The sequence below is a fragment of the Actinoplanes solisilvae genome, assembly GCF_003999975.1.
In the GTDB taxonomy this organism is placed as follows: domain Bacteria; phylum Actinomycetota; class Actinomycetes; order Mycobacteriales; family Micromonosporaceae; genus Actinoplanes; species Actinoplanes solisilvae.
Map to the genome: position 1 here is coordinate 362270 of NZ_RJAC01000006.1, position 17401 is coordinate 379670.

Below are 17401 nucleotides of genomic sequence, written 5' to 3' on the forward strand. Positions count from 1 at the left end.
GCAAACGCCGCGCAACCGGTTCCGCTCGCACAGCCCGATCCGCAAGCCACCTCGGCGCGCCGCGTGGCCGAGGTGGCCGCGGACGCCCTCGAACGGAGCAGCGGCCAGGACAGCCGCTGGATCAGGTTATTCAGGAGACGTTCCGGCCCTGACGCGCCCCGGACCATGACCACTTTGGCGATCCTGGTGGGCTGCGGCGAGGATCAGATAGACGGCGGCCGTCCAGGTGTAGGCACGGTCGCGCAGACCCGCTCCGGTCGCGGCGTTGAAGTTCTCGGCGAAGCCGGACGTTTCGCAGAGTTCGCGGAACCGGCCGCTGATGTCGTCGGCGAGGTCGTCGAGGCCGGCCCGGCGCAGGCCGTCCTCGATCAGCAGGGTGGCGGGCGCCCAGATCGGCCCGCGCCAGTAGCCGTCGTCGGCGTAACGGGGGGAGTCGAGCGGCTCGGTCGCCAGGCCGTACGGGGTGAGATGGGCCTTGAGGCAGGTGGCCAGGGTCGTACGGATCTCGGCCGGGAGGTCGGCGCCGAGGGCGATCGGCATGAGCGCGAGCAGGCTCGTACTGCTCGACGTCTCGCCCGTCTCAGGGTTGCGGGCCAGGAACCGGTTGCCGTCCCACAGGGTCGTCAGCAGCGCGGTCCGCAGCTGCTCGGCGGTTGCTTCCCAGTTCGCGGCCGCGTCGGTGTCGCCTAGTTCGGCGGCGAGGGTGCTCAGCTCCCGCACTTGCATGATCAGGAAGGTGGTGAGGTCGGCGGTTTCCAGCAGGCGTCCAGCGTCGAAGGTGGTCGCGTTGTCCCAGCCGCTGTCGTTGCCGTGCTGGTAGTGGGGGAGCGGGTGGCCGGGCGCGCGGCGCTGGGTGAGCCAGAATGTGGTCCAGTGGCTCAGCCTCCGGTAGGTCTCGGTGAGCTGGTCGCGGTCGAGTGGTGTCGGGAGGCGCCGCCGCAGGTGGCCGAGTGCCCAGCCGTGGATGGGTGGTTTGACGAAGTTGTAGAGGACCTCGGAGTGGGCGACGGAGTCCGGCAGGGCGCCGGTCGGGTCCTGGTGGTCGAACGGGATGTGGAATTGGTCCCAGGCCAGGTCCGGATCGCCGGCGGCGAGCGCCATCGCGTTGAAGCAGTGGTCCCAGCTCCAGACCTTGTCCATCCAGTGTTTGGACATCAGGACGGCGGGGCGGTGGAAGAATCCGCCAGGCGCCACGGTGGCCGACCACAGCACATAGGTGGCCAGTTCCGCGGCGGGTGTCCGGGCGTCGCGCCACGGGGCGACGGCCTGGAGGTACCGGCCGAACGTGTCGGCGGTGTTCCGCGCCACGTCGTCGAATGACGCTGTGGAGTGGTACGGGTCGCGGCTGGTCGCGTATTCCTCGATGACCACCTCCCAGGCTGGGCCGCCGGGCAGGTCGATATGGCGGTCGCCGGCGCCGAGCGATTCGGTTCCGGACGCGGTGGGCGAGCTGTCGCCGAGCACGGTGAGCCGGTAGCGCCGTCCGGTCTCGTAGGAGGTGAACACGTACGACGCGGCGCGCGGGTCCCGGTAGAGGTAGGTGCCGGAGAACGGCGTCAGCGTGGACGCCGCCGCCGCGATGCGCAGGCCGAGACCGGTGCCCCGCAGGCGGATCGTGTCGGCGGTCTCGTAGACCGCCTCGATCTCGCCGGCGGGATGTTCCCACTGCAACTTCGCCGGGCCGGCGACGACCCGGGCCTCGACCCGGCCGTCGGCGTGCCGGGGCTCGAAGCGCAGGACCGGGTGCATGCCGGACTGGTGCGAGACCAGGTGCAGGTCGGCGGCGTAGGTCTTCTCCGCGATGACCGGGGAGATGTCGAACCAGGACCCCGGATAGCTGAACGGGATGTCCTGGACGGAGAAGGTCGTGATCACGGACGGGATGCCTTTCGTCGGGGGCGTTCAGTCCTTGACGGCACCGGCGGTGACGCCGGCGGCCACGTAGCGCTGCGCCAGGATGAGCAGCAGCGTCGCGGGGATCGAGGCGACCACGGCGGTGGCCATGATCGCGTTCCATTGCTGGTTGTTGTTGCCGATGTAGTGGTAGATGCCCAGCGTGATGGGCTGGTGTTCGCCGCCGCCGTCGAGGGTCGCGGCGAACACGAAGTCCGACCAGGCCCAGAGGAACGCGAACAGGCTCACGGTGACGATGGCGTTTCGGCTGACCGGCAGGATCACCGAGACGAACGTCCGCCACCGCGAGGCGCCGTCGATCAGCGCGGCGTTGGTGAGTTCTTCCGGGATGCCCGACATGAAGGCCGCGAAGATCAGCACCCCGAACGGTACGGCGATGGTCGAGTCGGCCAGGATCAGGCCCGCGACCGAGTTGAGGATTCCGGCGCGCAGGTAGATGGCGTAGAAACCCATCGCCATGATGATGCCGGGGATCATTTGGGCGATCAGCAGGATGAAGCTGAGGACACCGCCGCCGCGCGGACGCAGCTTGGCCAGTGAGTAGCCGGCCGGGGCGGCCAGCGCGAGCGTCACGGCCACGGTGCCCAGCCCGACCAGCAGACTGGTGCCCAGGTACGGCAGTTGCTGGTCCAGGACCGCGCGATAGCCCTCCAGGGTGCCGTCGGACGGGAACAGGTGCGGAGGGTCGGCGCGCATGTCGGTGTCCTTGGTGAAGGACACATTGATCATCCAGTAGACCGGGAACAACATGGCGGCCGTCAGCACGAGACCGGCCACGGTCGTCAGCGCCCTCCTCATCGTGCCTGCCCGCGTTGTACCCGGATATACACCAGCCCGCACACCAGCGCCATGACGATCAGCAGGTTCCCCACCGCCGCACCCGGCCCGAACCGGGGCAGCAGACTGCCGAACCCCAGCCGGTACGACCAGGTGGCCAAGGTGGTGGACGCGTCAGCGGGACCCCCTCGGGTCATGATCCAGATAATGTCGAAGACCTTCAGCGTATAGACGAGTCCGAGCAGGATCGTGATAGCCGACACCGGGCGCAGCAGCGGGAACGTGACCCACCGGAAGCGCTGCCAGCCGGACGCGCCGTCGAGCGCCGCCGCCTCATGGATCTCCGGCGGTACGGCCTGCAGGCCGCTGTAGAGCACGACCAGATTGAACGGGATGCCGATCCAGATGTTGGCGATGATCACGCTGACCAGCGCCCACCGCGGATCCGTCAGCCAGTTCACCGGTCCGGCCCCGAGTGCCCTCAGAGCGGCGTTGACGACGCCGGATTCGCTGTTGAGCATCCACGACCAGCTCGAGGCGGAGACGATCAAGGGCAACAGCCAGGGTACGAGAAACACGGCGCGCAGTGTGGCGGAAAGCGGGAAGTGCCGGCGGAAGAACAGGGCGAGGGCCATGCCGATCGAGAACTGGAACGCCAGGCAGACCACGGTGAAGACGACGGTGCGGGTCAGCGCCGGCCAGAACGTGGGGTCGGCGAAGACAGTGCGGTAGTTGTCGAGCCCGGCGAAGGGTGCTCCACCGTGCACGAAGGAGCGCACGGTGTAGGAGCGCAGGCTCAGGTCGAGGTTGCGGTAGAGCGGATAGGCGTAGAACGCGCCGAGGTAGATCACGACCGGCGCGGCGAACGCCCATGCCCACCACTGCCCCGCTCGGCGCCGGCGTCGAGCGGCTGGGTCGTGCCGTCCTCCCGCCGGCGGCCGGGCCACGGCGGGAGGACGGTCCGTCACAGGTGTCGCCATGGTTACTTGGTGCTCGCGGCGGCCGTCGTCTGGGCCGCTTTCAGAGCATCCTGCGGGGACTTACCGCCCGAGAGGGCGGCCTGGAACGCGCCCCACAGCGGTTCGGAGATCTTCGGGTACTTGGTGCCGAGGTTGTCACTCGTCCGTCCCTTGGCCGCCTTGACCGCATCGACCCACACCTTCAGGTCGGGGTTCGCAGCCACCTGTTTGCCCTGTACGGCGTCGGTGGCGGCGATGTAGGACAGCGTGGTGTCGGTGGTGTACGCGTTGTCGGAGCTGGTCAGGCAGGCGATGAGCTTGGCGCTGGTGGCGTAACGGCCGGTGTCGTCCCGCACCGGTGCGGTGACGAACTCGCCGCCAGTGGGCGCCGGTGCGGTTCCACCCGTGCTGGACGGGATGGGGATGATCCCGTACTCGAAGCCGGTCTTCTTGGCGTTGGCCAGCTGCCAGGTGCCGTTCTCGGCGAAGGCGTAGGCGCCGCTCGCGAACTCCTGCCAGCTGGTCGTCTGCGTGTTGTTGATGACGGAGTTCGGGGCGTAGCCGTTCTTCAGCCAGTCGGTCCAGAGGGTGAGGGCGGAGACGGCCTGCGGCGAGTCGAGCTGGGTGAGGCCGGCGCCGGAGCCCCAGAACCAGGGCAGGAACTGGAAGCTGCCCTCCTCGGTGCCGATCGCTGAGAAGGTGATGCCCTTCTTGCCGACTGCTTTGACCTTCGCCAGGGCGGCGGTCAGGGACGCCCAGTCCTTGATCGTGGTGGGATCGACCTTGGCCGCGTCGAGAACCTTCTTGTTGTAGTAGAGCGCGAGGGTGTTGGCGCCGATCGGGACGCCGTACGTCTTGCCGTCGAGCTGGCCGGCCGCGAGCAGGTTGGGCTCGATCGTCGCGGTGTCGACCTTGGTGTCGTCGGTGGTGGTGAGCACACCGGCCTCCGCCAGGGTGGAGACCACTGGGTTGTCCACGATCAGCACGTCCGGCGAGTTGCCCTGCTGAGCGGCCAGGAGCGCCTTCGTGGTCAGGTCGGTGGTGTCGAAGCCGGTGCGCTTGACGGTGACGCCCGCGTCGGTGCCGCACTTGGTCAGCAGCTTGACCCAGTCGGACGAATTGTCGAACTGCGGGTACGGATCCCAGATGGTGAACTCCTGGGCCGACGCGCCGGACGACGGCGGACCGGCGTCGGAGCAGCCGCCGGCGAGCGCGGTCAGTGCCACAGCGAACAACGCGCAGCCGGCTGCCCGGCGGCTGATGGACGAGTTTCTCACGTCAAACAACTCCTGAATGCGGCATCAGCACGACGAGATTCGAATCGGTTCGACTACGTAGTTCGCCGACAGTAGGACTCCTTCCGAGCCGCGGTCAACACCTTGTTCGAGCGTTATCACCGCCTTCTGAAACATCTTGTTCATCTGGGCGGCATGCTGTTGACATCGGCGGATATCGCTGTCTAGCGTCGGCGGCGAACCGATTCGACACGACGGTGACCCTGCCGGCCGTCTCGGCGGCGGCATAGGTCAAGCTGCGAGGTCAGGGTGAGGAGGTACTCATGAACATCGGGGAGATCGCCCGCCGGGCCGGGGTGTCGCGCAGCACCGTGTCGTACGCGCTGAGCGGACGCCGGTCGGTGAGCGCGGAGACCAAACAGCGGATCCAAGCCGTGATCGACGAGATCGGTTACCGGCCGAACGCCGCCGCTCGTGCGCTGAAGGAGGGCCGGACCCGCACCCTCGGGCTGGTCATCCCGCCGGCCAGCCTGCGGCTGACCGACATGCAGCTCGGGTTCGTGGCCAGCGTCGTCGAGGCGGCCGCGCACGCGGATCTGGACGTGCTGCTCTCCCCGTCCGGCGGCGACCATGACCGGTCGTTCGAGCGGCTGATCTCCGGCCGCCGGGTCGACGGGATCATCCTCATGGAGATCAGGCTGGAGGACGAACGTGTCACCAGGTTGCAGCAGGAAGCGCTCCCGTTCGTCACCATCGGTCACACCGCTCACCCGCAAGGCACCTGCTGGGTCGACGTCGACTACGCCGAGCTGGTCGCCCGCAGCGTGCATCATCTGGCCGATCTCGGCCACCGCAGCATCGCCCTGCTCAACCGTTCCGCCGAACTGGTCGCCGCCGGGTACGGCCCGGCCCACCGTGCTCAGGCGGGGTTCGCCGAGGCCGTCGTGCTGCGGGGCCTGAGCGGGATCGAGCTGCCGTGCGCCGACGATCCCGCCGCCGGTGAGGAATGGTTCGAACAACTGCGCGAACGCCATCCGGAAGTCACCGCCGTCACCACGATCAACGAGGCGGCTCTGCCCGGCCTCCAGCGCGGCATCGAGCGGCTCAACGTCGCCATCCCGCGCGAGTTGTCCATCGCCGGGGTCGCCGCCCGGCACTGGGCCGAGGGCTTCCGCCCTCAGCTCACCGCGGCCGACGTGCCCACCCTCGAAATGGGCGCCCACGCCGTCGAACTGCTCCTCGAGCGGATCGCCGCGCCCACCAGCGCGCCGCGTCACCTGCTGCTCGCGCCGCCCATCTCCCTGCGCGACAGCACCGGACCCGCCCGCACCAACTGATCCGTCCACCCTCCCCCCGGGACGAGCCGCCGGCTCCTCCCGCGACTCCTGCTGTCCCCGTCCCCCAACCGGAGGCACTGTGAAACCCCCATCCCCGACCCGTACCCGCATCGTTCGGACCCTGGCCGGTGTTCTGGCCGCGCTGGGCGTCCTCGCCGCCCCGTCCCCGGCCCGCGCCGACGACCAGAGCATCAGCGTCAACTTCGCCGCGACCGGGGCCGCGCCGGCCTACCGGGCGTCCGGCTGGATCTACGGCATGACCGAGAACGGCGCCGCACCGCCGGACCACTTCTTCACCGACGTCAAATATCGGGCCATGCGGGCCGGCGGCGCCCAGTTGCCGGGCAGCGGCTGGGTCGGCGGCGGGTACGACCGCCGGTGGAACGCGACCCGGGCGCAGATGCTCCGCACCCAGGCTCTCGGCGGCACGTTCATCCTGCTGCCGCACGATCTGTGGGGTGCCGACGGCGCCGGCATCTCCCGCTTCCCCGGTGACAACGGGGACTGGACCGACTACAACAACTTCCTCACCCGGGTGATCGCCGACGTGCGCGCCACCGGTGTGCCGGTCCAGTGGGACATCTGGAACGAACCCAACCTCAGCATCTTCTGGAACCGGTCGCAGTCGCAGTACTTCGAACTGTGGCGGCGCACCTACCAGCGGCTGCGCGCCGACATGCCCGGGACCCTGATCGTGGGCCCGAGCCTGGCCGGCGTGCCCTCCACCACCGGAACCTGGTGGAACCAGTACCTCGACTACATCAAGGCCAACAACGCGGTGCCGGACATCATCAGCTGGCATTCCCTGCCCGGCGACCCGGTGGCCAACGTCGCCGCCGCGAACACCACACTCGATTCCCGCGGCATCGCGCACCCCCGTCCCTACCAGATCAACGAGTACGGCGCGTCGGACGAGCAGAACCCCGGCGACGGCGCCTGGTACATCGCCCGCCTCGAACGGGCCGGCGCCGACGGGCTTCGCGCCAACTGGGCCAGCGGCGGCAACCTGCACAACGACCTGGGCAACCTGCTCGTCCACTCCTCGGCCGGGCAGTACCAGCCGAAGGGCGAATGGTGGGTCTACCGCTACTACGCCCAACAGACCGGCACTGCCGTCGCCACCACGGCGTCCGCCGGTTACGACGCGTACGCCACCAAGACCGCCGGCAACGCCAAGGTCCTCATCGGCGGCGGCCGCACCACCGGCAACATCGCCGTCACCCTGCAAGGGCTCAACAGCACCAGCGGCGTCGTCGTCAACAACCAAGCCCGCGTACGCGTGCAGCGCATCCCTTACAACAACGGCGGCGCGGTCGCCGGTCCGACCACCGTGCAGGACCGCGTGGTCACGCTCAACGGCAACGCCACGACGGTGACCATCGCCAACACCACGATCACCGACGCCTACACCGTCACGCTGCTGCCGCCCACCGACGCGAGCTTCACCGGCGTCGCCGTCGCGCAACACAGTGGACAATGCTTGGACAACACCGACCTGCGCACCACCGACGGCAATCGCCAGCAACAGTTCTTCTGCGAGGGCGGCGACCAGCAGCAATGGGCCTTCCGCCCGGTGACCGGAGTCGCCGACACCTACACGGTCGTCAACCAGCAGAGCGGCAAGTGCCTCGACGTCAGTGGCGTGTCCACCGCCGACGGCGCCGCCGTGCACCAATGGACCTGCCTGAACGGCGCCCAGAACCAGCAGTTCACGCTGCGCCGGGTCAGCTACGCCGGCAACGACTCGCACGACTACCAGCTCGTCGCCCGGCACAGCGGCAAATGCGTCGACGTCAACGGCGTCTCCACCGCGGCCCGCGCGCTGATCCACCAATGGACCTGCAACCCCGCCTTACAAGGCAGCCCGCTCAACCAGACCTGGCGACTGCTCGGCCGATGACCCGTACTCCTGTGATGAGGGAATTGCCATGATCAATCGATCGTCCGGCCGACGTGTCCTCGTCCTCGCCGCCGTCCTGAGCCTGCTGTTCACCACGGCGGCCGTCAGCACCGGCGCGGGCCCCGCAGCGGCCGCAACCGTCGGAACCCCCACCCGCATCGTCGGCGGCCAGTCGGGCCGCTGCCTCGACGTCCCGAACTCCGCCACCACCAACGGCCTGCAGACCCAGCTGTACGACTGCGGGGGCGCCGCCGGTCAGGCCTGGACCTACACGAGCGGCAAGCAACTGACCGTGTACGGCACCAAGTGCCTGGACGCCTCCGGCCGCGGCACCACCAACGGCACCCCCGTCGTCATCTGGGACTGCCACGGCCAGACCAACCAGCAGTGGAACGTCAACGACAACGGCACGATCACCGGCGTGCAGTCCGGGCTCTGCCTCGACGCCACCGCGGCGGGCATCACCAACGGCACCAAGATCGTCCTGTGGGCCTGCAACGGCCAGGCCAACCAGCAGTGGGCCCAAGTCACCCCGGGCGGCGGCACCGGCGGAGGACCCTGTGACATCTACGCCGCCGGCGGCACCCCGTGCGTGGCGGCACACAGCACCGTACGAGCCCTCTACAGCTCGTACCGCGGCAACCTCTACCAGGTGCGGCGCGGCTCGGACAACACCAGCCGCAACATTGTCGCCCTCACCGGGGGCACGGCCGACGCCGCGAGCCAGGACTCCTTCTGCGCCGGCACCACCTGCGTGATCACCGTCGTCTACGACCAGTCCGGACGCGGCAACGACCTGTGGTACCAGGGTTCGTCCGCCGTACCGGGATCGCCGCAGAGCTCGCCCGCGGTCGCGACGACCGAGTCGCTCACCGTCGGCGGCTCCAAGGCCTACTCGCTCTACATCAAGCCGGGCAACAGCTACTGGCGCGACGGGCACCTGACCGGAGTCCCGACCGGCAGCGCACCTGAGGGCATGTACATGGTCACCAGCGGCACCCACGTCAACAGCGGCTGCTGCTTCGACTACGGCAACAGCGAGACCACCCGCAAGGCCGACGCCGCCGGCGCCATGGACGCGATCTACTTCGGCACGAGTTGCTGGTTCGGCGGCTGCTCCGGAACCGGGCCCTGGGTGCAGGCCGACCTCGAATGGGGCCTGTTCCCCGGCGGCAGCAGCACCTGGAACACCAACCAGCGGGCGTTCACCAGCAAGTTCGTCACCGCGACGCTGAAGAACAACGGCACCTCCCGGTTCGCTATCAAGGCCAGCAACGCCCAGAGCGGCAGTCTCTACACACTGTGGGACGGTTCGCTGCCGTCGGGCTACAGCCCGATGAAGAAGCAGGGAGCGATCGTGCTCGGCAGCGGCGGCGACTGCTGCAAGCCCGACGGCGGCGCCAACCAGAGCGCCGGAACGTTCTACGAAGGCGCCATGGTCGCCGGCTACCCATCGGACGCCACCGAGAACGCGCTACAGGCCAACATCACCGCGGCCGGCTACCGATGAACGGCCGGTTCCTGACGGGGCCATTTTCGGCGAGATCGGCGACACCGGCCTGCGCGCGGTGGCGGTCTGTGCCGTCCTGGCCGGGGCGTCGTCGTTCACCGCGATCTCGAAGTCGAACCAGCTAAGCGTGCCAGCTACCGAACCGGCCGGGGGTTTACCGGAGGGTTAATGGACTGGCGACTTGCGAACCGGTAGCGCTGCCGGTGTTGCTGGTGCGGTAGGTGTTCTGTCGCTTGGCCCTTTGACGTTCGGGCGGCGAGGACGCGGGGTGCGTCACGTGTGGCGGTGAGCTCCGATGTGGGCAGCTGTCACCACGGCCGGACGGCGAAGGGTAGGGCTCCATTCAGTCCGCCAGGGCCGGTTGTTCTTGACCTTTGTGGCCCTTGTTCATCAAGGGTTTGGTTCGTCCTCCGAGACTCACTTTTTGACCTAGTCACGGCTGGCATGAATGAGGTTCGATCTTGAAGGATGAAGATCCCGAGCGCTCGCAGTTCTCGCGGCGTCAACTGGTCAAGTACGCCGGCGTAGGTGCGACCCTGGCCGCTGCGAGCCCGCTAGTCGGTGGTGGCGCCGCCTGGGCGCACGACGACCGGCAGGACGACAACGACGACAAGCACGACAACTCACGTAGCCGGGTGTGGCGGGCCGGGGACCACCACATCCACTCGGAGTACAGCGGGGAGTTCGACACGTCGACGAATCCGCCCACGTTCTCCAAGGGCGCGGACGCGGTGTACCCGATCGTCACGAACGCGATCATGGCGAAGAACTTCGGTCTGACCTGGGCGATGTGCACCGACCACGGCGGGCCGACGCACTCGAAGGTGAACCTGGAGCAGGCGTATCCCGACCTGCTGCTCTCCCGCAAACTCGTCCCCGACGTGCTGCAGTTCTGGGGGATGGAGTTCGACGCCCCGGCGCTGGACCACCACACGCTGATGATCCCGCGTCATGATGACGAGGCGAAGATGCTCTTCGATCTGGAGAGCAAGTTTGCCAAGCGTGACCCGTTCCCCTCCGTCCCGGGCGGGGATACCGAGGCCAAGATGGTCGAGTTTCTGAAGTACGCCAAGGGCCTGCGGCAGAAGCCTCTCGTCATCGCGCACCACGCTTCCCGGTCGGCGACCGGTTACGGCGTCTGGGGGCAAGACACGCCGCACGAGTTCCGTAACGGCAACAACGCCGCGCCGGACATCTACGTCGGCTTCGAGGGCGCTCCCGGGCACCAGGCGGGCCCGCTGAACGGTGGATCCCGGGGCGGGTACGGCAGCTACCCGACCCACGGTGGCTACGACCAGATGACCGCGCGGGTCGGCGGGCTGTGGGACTCGCTGCTCGGTGAGGGACGACGGTGGTGGATCACCGCCACCTCGGACTCGCACGTGCACTGGACCCGCGGCGGTTCCGACTTCTGGCCGGGTGAGTACAGCAAGACGTACGTGCACGCACGGCAGGACTACGGCGACATCATGGACGGGCTGCGCAACGGCCGGATCTGGGTCACCACCGGTGACCTGATCACCAGCCTGGACCTCACTGCGAAGAGCCAGGGCAAGGACGCTGCGACGGGCGAGACCATCACCCTGAACCGCCGCAACCGCACTGACGTCGAGATCGAGATCAAGTTCCGGCCGCTGAACGGCGAGAACCACAACGGGGACCGTCCGCAGGTCCGGCGGGTCGACCTGATCGTCGGCCAGATCACCGGTCCGTCGGCCAACCTCGACGCCGACACCAACCCGACCACCAAGGTCGTGGCGCGGTTCGGCCCCCGCGATTGGCGCAAGCAGGGCAACGACTACGTCATCCAGCACACCCTGCGCAACGTCGAGACCGACATGTACGCCCGGGTACGTGGCACCAGCACCGACGAGGCCGAGCCGCTCGCCGACGGGCTGGAGAGCCCGTGGGAGGACTTGTGGTTCTACTCGAACCCGGTCTTCGTCCACGTCCGCTACTAGGAGCAGAACAGCAGGCCCGTCACCGGTCTTAACCCCGCCGTCGCTGATTTTGGCTGAGCGACATTGTGTTGGTGATGGGAGGCCGAGTCTCGTCCCTTCCGCCGGGCACGCCTGGCGGGAGGGACGAGACGGGGCATCATGGCCGCTCATCGTGGCGGTATGGGTAGTCCTGAGGCCGGATCGGCCATCCGAAGAGAACATCGGGGCGGACACCGCCCCGGAATGTGCCGACGGCGATGAGGGCCGGGCGCCGGGCCCGGTCAATCGGGCCCGGCCTGGGTGAGGGTCACGGCCAAGCGAACACCACCCACCTGCCAGTATCCAGCACGCACAATTCTGGATCAACAGCCCCTGGTGGAACTCACTCAGTCAGGGCGTCTCGCAGCGCGGCCCGCCCGGCCACGCCCAGCTTGGGATAGATCCGGTAGAGGTGAGTGCCGACCGTCCGGTGCGAGAGAAACAACTGGTCGGCGATCTCCTTGTTGGACAGGCCCTGCGCCGCGAGCCGCGCGATCTGCAGCTCCTGAGCGGTCAGATCCTTGTGGCGCGGGCCGGCGTCGGGGGAGACCTCGAGACCGGTGCTGCGCAACTCGGCCTCGGCCCGCTCGGTCCACGGACGGGCGCCGGCCCGCCGGAAGGCCGCCGCGGCGACGGTCAGATGCGTACGCGCCTCGGCGATGCGGCGACGGCGGCGCAACCATTCGCCGTACACCAGCTCGGTGCGGGCGACCTGCAACGGATAGTCGTGTGCGCCGACGACGGCGAGGGACGCCTCGAACAGCTCCTCCGGCTCGACGGAGATCAGGGCGCGAGCGCGCGGCAGGAGCATCCGGATCAGCGGGCTGTCGAACGAGCGGGCGTGTTCCTCGGCGGCGTCGAGCCGCTCGGCCAGCGCGCCGGTGTCGCTGTCGCGGCCGGACGCCTCGGCCAGGTCGGCGATCGCGACCAGGCCGAGACCGGGAAGATCGCACACGCCGGCCAGGTGGGCCCGGGCCTCCCAGAGGCGGCCGCCCACGAGGTGGGCCAGGCCGGTGCTCCACTGCTGCCACAGGCCGATGTCGACGCGGCCGTTGGGGTCGACGGCCCGGCTGCTCTCCAGGGCGGCGGTCATCGCGGCGGTGTCGCCGCGCCAGGCGTGGACGTGGGCGACGATCGCGCCGGCCATGCTCTGCGTGAGTGGCTGGTGGAGGTCGGCGGCCAGGCGACGTCCCTCGTCGGCGGTGGCGAGGGCGTCGTCGAGGTGGCCCTGGGTGGCGTAGGCCTGGCCCAGGCTGGTGAGGGAGGCGGCCAGCGTGCCGGCCGCCCCGGTGCGGCGGGCCAGGTCGGCCGAGATGCTTTGGAGGCGGACGGCGAGTGCCCAGTCGTGCGGCATATGACAGGCGAGGGCCATGCAGTGGGCCGACATGGCGGTGACCGGGTCCGGCGCGGCGCGCAGGAGCTCGGCGGCTGACTGCCCGTGGCGGGACGGGTTGAGCAGCGCGCCGATCACCGCGTCCCAGACGGTGCCGGCCGCGTACGGCAACGCCCGCAGATCCTGCTCGACGAGTCCCCGTACGGCCGGGGCGGCCGACGTGGCGGCGCACCGGATGGCGGTGGCGATCAGGAGGGTCAGCGCGGTCAGCCGCTCCTCCGGTGAGGTGGCCGTGGCGCCGGCCCGGCGGGCGATCGAACCGAGATCGAGCGGGTCGCGGTTGATCCCGCCGGTGGTCAAGCCGAGGTTGCTTTCGACGAGCCCGGCCCGCACCAGCACAGCCGGGTTGTCGGAGGTGACGGTCGCGTCCGCCGCCAGCTGCAGCGCGGCGGCGTCCAGTCCGGCCTGCCGCGCGGCGTCGGCCGCCCGGGCCAGGCGGTGGGCCCGGGTCGTGCCGGCCGGGGTCAGCTCAGCCGCCCGCTTCCAGGTGCGCATGGCGGAGCCGCCGTTTCCCTGGGCCATCAGGGTCACCGCGGCCCGATCGAGGTCGGCCGCTATCTCCTCGTGGGTGCCGGACGCGGCCGACGCCCGGTGCCAGGCGGCCCGAGGCTGGTCGGCCTCGCCGCTGAGGGCCTCGGCCAAGGCGAGGTGGGCCCGGGCCCGCCGGGGCCGGCCGGCCGCGTTGTACACAGCCGACAGCACGAGCGGGTGGCGGAACCGCAGTTCGTGGCCGGTGGTGCGGACGAGTCCGGCCTGTTCGGCCGGGGCGAGGTCGGCGAGGCCCAGGTCCAGCCGGTTGGCCGCCGCCTCGATTTCGCGGATCCACGGCTCGCTGCTGGCCGCGGCGATCAGCAGCAGATCCTGCGTCGGCCGGGGGAGACGTTCGACGCTGGCAGCGAAGGCCTGTTCGAGGCGGCTGGTCAGCGGCAGCCGGGCCGGCAACGCGATCGCCTCGGCCAGGCCCCCGTCGGTCACCCCGCGGGTCAACTCGACCAGGGCGAGGGGGTTGCCCTCGGCCTCGGCCAGGATGCGGTCGCGGGCCGGGCGGCCGAGCGCCGGGTCCAGGCCGGTGAGCAGCCGGGCCGCGTCGGTGTCGGAAAGCCGGCCGAGCGCGAGGCCGGGCAGGTTCAACGCAGCGAGCGGGTCGACGGCGCCGTCGCGGACGGTGGCGACGATCAGGATCGGGGCTTCGTCCAGGTGCTGGGCGACGAAGCCGATGATGCCGACGGTCCACTCGTCCATCCAGTGCACGTCCTCGAGCACGAGCAACAGCGGGCGTTCGGCCGCCAGCTCCTCCAGCAGACCGAGCACCGCCACCGACAGCAGGTGCCGGTCGGGGGCGACGTCGGGGCCGAGCCCGAACGCGCTGCGCAGGGCGTCGGCCTGCTGCAGAGGCAGCCGGTCGATCCGGCCGACGGCACCGTGCAGAAGCTGGTGCAGGCCGGCCATGCCGATCGACGCCTCACTCTGCACACCGGCGGTGACCAGCGTGGCGAAGCCGGCCGCGGCGGCCGCCTTCTCCAGGTGGCCGACGAGTGTCGACTTGCCGATGCCGGCCTCGCCTCGCACCACCACGGTGGCGGCGGTTCCCCCGGCCGCCTGGTCGAGGAGGCCGAGGAGCACGGACAGTTGTCGTTCGCGGCCGATCACGACAGGTCCTTGAGCGCGTCCCGGAGGGCGGCGCGGTTGGTGATCCCCAGTTTGGGAAAGGCGCGGTAGAGGTGTGATCCGACCGTGTGGTGGGAGAGGAAGAGCTGGTCGGCGATCTCCTTGTTCGACAGCCCGGTGGCGGCGAGACGGGCGATCTGCAGCTCCTGCGCGGTGAGAGGCGGCGCCGCGGACCGGGCCGACTGGGAGACGGTGACGCCGGCACCCCGCAGCCCGGCCTCGGCGCGGGCCGCCCACGGCTGGGTCCCGGCGTGGTGGAACGCGACTGCGGCCAGGGCCAGCTCGTCGCGAGCCGCGTCGACCCGCCGGCGGCGGCGCAGCCATTCGCCGAACAACAGCCGGGTACGCGCGCTCTGCAGGGGAAAGTCAGGGGCGAGGGCGGCCCGGAAATGCTGCTCGGCCTCGTCGGTGTCGCCGGCGAGCAGGGCGCGGCTGCGGTGCACGAGCAGGCGCGGCAACAGCGCCGGGAACCCCCGGATCATCCGATCGACGGCGGCGACGAGCGGAACGGCACGATCGGCGGCGCCGCAGCGAACGGCCGCCTCGGTGAGGTCGGCGACGACCACCGGTGCAAAGTCCGGATGGACGGCCGCCTGGAGCAGCTCGGCGAGCGCGTCGTCGTTCCGTCCGCTGGTGAGTGCCTCCAGGCCGAGCGTCCAGTGCCTCAGCCCGGCCAGGTCACCGCGGGCAATTCCGGTGAGCTGGTCGGCTGCCGTGAGCGCCTCGGTGAAGCCGTCGCCACGCCAGGCGGCCACGTGAGCGGTGAGCATGGCACCGTGTGCGGCGATGACCGGCAGGCCGAGATCAACACCGTGCCGCCACGCCTCATCGGCCGCGGTCAGGGCCTCCGGCAGGTGCCCCCGCACCAGGAGGTTGCGCCCCTGCCGGGCCTGCACACTGACCAGATCGGAGAGTGCTCCGGACCGCCGGTAGCCGACGGTCGCGGCCGACCAGCAGTGGCCGGCCACGGTCCAGTCGTGCACCGACTCCGCCGCCGACCCGAAACCATTCGCGACAAAAGTCGGGATGTTCGATATATCGGCGGAAATCTGTTCGGCGGCCGCGGTGAGTTGTTCGGCGTGGCGCTCGGCGTCGAGGAACGCCCGGCCCATCATCATCCGCAGGTCATCGTCGGCGAGCGTCAGTCTTTCCAGCTCGACGAGGACCGCTGGACTGGCACCGGGGTCGGGGCGCAGCCGGCACTCGACGGCGGCGAACAGAAGCAGGGTGGCGGCGAGATTCCGGTCGACCGGCGCCACGCGACGGGCGGCATGCGTCACGTCTTCGATGCTCGGGCTCTCGGCGTTCGCGTGCAGCGCCAGGGTCTCTTCGATGATCACGATATGGGCCAGGACCACCGGGTCGGTAGTGATCTTGCGGGCTGCGGCGGTGAGCCGCAGGGTGGCGGCGATCAGACCGGCCTGGCGGGCGTCGTCACCGGCCAGGGTCAGCCGGCGGGCGGCCAAGACCGGGTCGGGCGACAACTCCGCCGCTCGCTCGTGGTAGCGCATCGCGGCGCCGAGGTTGCCGCGCTTGCGGGCCAGGCCGGCCGCGGTCTCCAGGTCGCGCGCGACGTGCTCGTCCCGGCCGACGGTGGCGGCCGACCGGTGCCAGGCCGAGCGTTCAGGGTCGCTGGCGTGCACGGCGGCGAGGGCCCGGTGGGCGGCGATCCGGCGAGGGAACGACGCGCCCCCGTACACCGCGGATTGAACGAGCGGATGGCGGAACGCCAGCCGTCCCCCGGTGGCCCGGACCATTCCGGCCGCCTCGGCCCGCCGCACCTGATCCTCGGCGTCGTCGATGCCGAGATGCCCGGCCGCGGCGGCGACGCCGGCCACGTCGGCGTCACCGCACGCGGTCAGCAGCAGCACGTCCTGGACCGGCGTGGGTAGGGCGCCGATCTGATCGGAGAACGTGTTCTCCAGCCGTACGCTCAGTGGCAGCCGGTCGGGAAGACTGGACGAGCCGAGCAGCCCCCGGTCGAGCAGGCCGCGGGAAAGCTCGACCAGAGCGAGCGGGTTACCCTCGGCCTCGCGCAGCACCCGCTCGCGCAGCACCCGGTTCAGCGCCGGGCTGGCCTCGGCCAGCAGGCCCGCCGCGTCGGCCTCGGCGAGCCGGCCGAGCGGCAGTTCGGGCAGACCCAGCTCGGTGACCGGATCGGGCCCGTCCGAGCGGCAGGTGACAAGCATGACGATCGGGCTCTCCCGGATCCGGTGCCCGACGAAGCCGACCATCGCGACCGTCGGCTGATCCATCCACTGGATGTCCTCGACGATCACCAGCAGCGGGCGCTCCTCAGCGATCTCTTCCAGCACGCCGAGGACCGCCACCGACAGCAGCAGTTGCTCGGGTGCGGTGCTCGGGCCCACGCCGAACGCGCTGAGCAGGGCCGCGCGCTGACGTTCCGGGAGCGCCCCGGCGCGGTCGACGACCGCGTGCAGCAGTTGCTGAAGGCCGGCCAGCCCGGCGGGGCTGCTCTCCCGCTGCACCCCGGCGCAGGCCAGAACCCGGAAACCGAGCTTGACTGCGCGGGCGCGGGCGTCTTCGACGAGAGTCGATTTACCGATGCCGGCCGCCCCGCTGACCAGCAGGGCGCTTCCGCGGGCACCGGCCTCGGCCAGAAGGCCGTGCAGTGTTGCCTGTTCGCGCCCCCTCCCGATCACTCCGTGACGATACGCCGGAGCTGGTCAATTAAGTAGACGACCTAACAGACACGGTCGGAGAGCCGT

At 70.0% G+C, this 17401-nt stretch carries 10 protein-coding genes; 4 read left to right on the forward strand and 6 right to left on the reverse strand.

What is annotated here, in order from left to right:
• Positions 1–126 precede the first annotated feature (126 nt).
• From EER30_RS19350 to EER30_RS19365, 4 genes are read right to left on the reverse strand one after another with little or no spacing between them, the layout of a single operon-like run.
• The gene (locus EER30_RS19350; protein ID WP_127501878.1) at positions 127–1875 is read right to left on the reverse strand and encodes an amylo-alpha-1,6-glucosidase; all 1749 of its coding nucleotides are present in this window, start codon (positions 1873–1875) and stop codon (positions 127–129) included.
• Between the two features lie 27 nt (positions 1876–1902).
• Positions 1903–2712, reverse strand: a complete 810-nt coding sequence (locus tag EER30_RS19355) for a carbohydrate ABC transporter permease (protein WP_127501879.1) — start codon at positions 2710–2712, stop codon at positions 1903–1905.
• Positions 2709–3671, reverse strand: a complete 963-nt coding sequence (locus tag EER30_RS19360) for a carbohydrate ABC transporter permease (protein WP_127501880.1) — start codon at positions 3669–3671, stop codon at positions 2709–2711. Before EER30_RS19360 ends, EER30_RS19355 begins: the two co-directional genes overlap by 4 nt.
• Positions 3672–3673: 2 nt before the next feature.
• Positions 3674–4927: a sugar ABC transporter substrate-binding protein gene (locus EER30_RS19365; RefSeq protein ID WP_205650294.1), complete on the reverse strand. Its 1254-nt coding sequence runs from the start codon at positions 4925–4927 to the stop codon at positions 3674–3676.
• Between the two features lie 281 nt (positions 4928–5208).
• On the opposite strand from EER30_RS19365, the gene EER30_RS19370 reads away from it, so the two are divergent.
• The 4 genes from EER30_RS19370 to EER30_RS19385 all read left to right on the forward strand — a co-directional run bounded on the left by EER30_RS19370 (position 5209) and on the right by EER30_RS19385 (position 11593).
• On the forward strand, positions 5209–6222 hold the full coding sequence (locus tag EER30_RS19370; protein ID WP_127501881.1) for a LacI family DNA-binding transcriptional regulator: 1014 nt from the start codon (positions 5209–5211) through the stop codon (positions 6220–6222).
• 79 nt (positions 6223–6301) lie between these two features.
• On the forward strand, positions 6302–8122 hold the full coding sequence (locus EER30_RS19375) for an RICIN domain-containing protein (protein WP_205650295.1): 1821 nt from the start codon (positions 6302–6304) through the stop codon (positions 8120–8122).
• A 28-nt stretch (positions 8123–8150) separates the two neighbouring features.
• Entirely contained in the window at positions 8151–9632 is a 1482-nt protein-coding gene (locus EER30_RS19380) for an arabinofuranosidase catalytic domain-containing protein (RefSeq protein WP_127501882.1), read from the forward strand.
• Between the two features lie 461 nt (positions 9633–10093).
• Positions 10094–11593: a CehA/McbA family metallohydrolase domain-containing protein gene (locus EER30_RS19385; protein ID WP_127501883.1), complete on the forward strand. Its 1500-nt coding sequence runs from the start codon at positions 10094–10096 to the stop codon at positions 11591–11593.
• A 361-nt stretch (positions 11594–11954) separates the two neighbouring features.
• On the opposite strand, the gene EER30_RS19390 is transcribed toward EER30_RS19385, so the two are convergent.
• Together EER30_RS19390 and EER30_RS19395 are read right to left on the reverse strand one after the other, a co-directional pair.
• On the reverse strand, positions 11955–14654 hold the full coding sequence (locus EER30_RS19390) for an ATP-binding protein (protein WP_164842383.1): 2700 nt from the start codon (positions 14652–14654) through the stop codon (positions 11955–11957).
• On the reverse strand, positions 14651–17335 hold the full coding sequence (locus tag EER30_RS19395; RefSeq protein WP_127501885.1) for a helix-turn-helix transcriptional regulator: 2685 nt from the start codon (positions 17333–17335) through the stop codon (positions 14651–14653). The genes EER30_RS19390 and EER30_RS19395 overlap by 4 nt, the downstream gene beginning before the upstream one ends.
• Between the last annotated feature and the right edge of the window lie 66 nt (positions 17336–17401).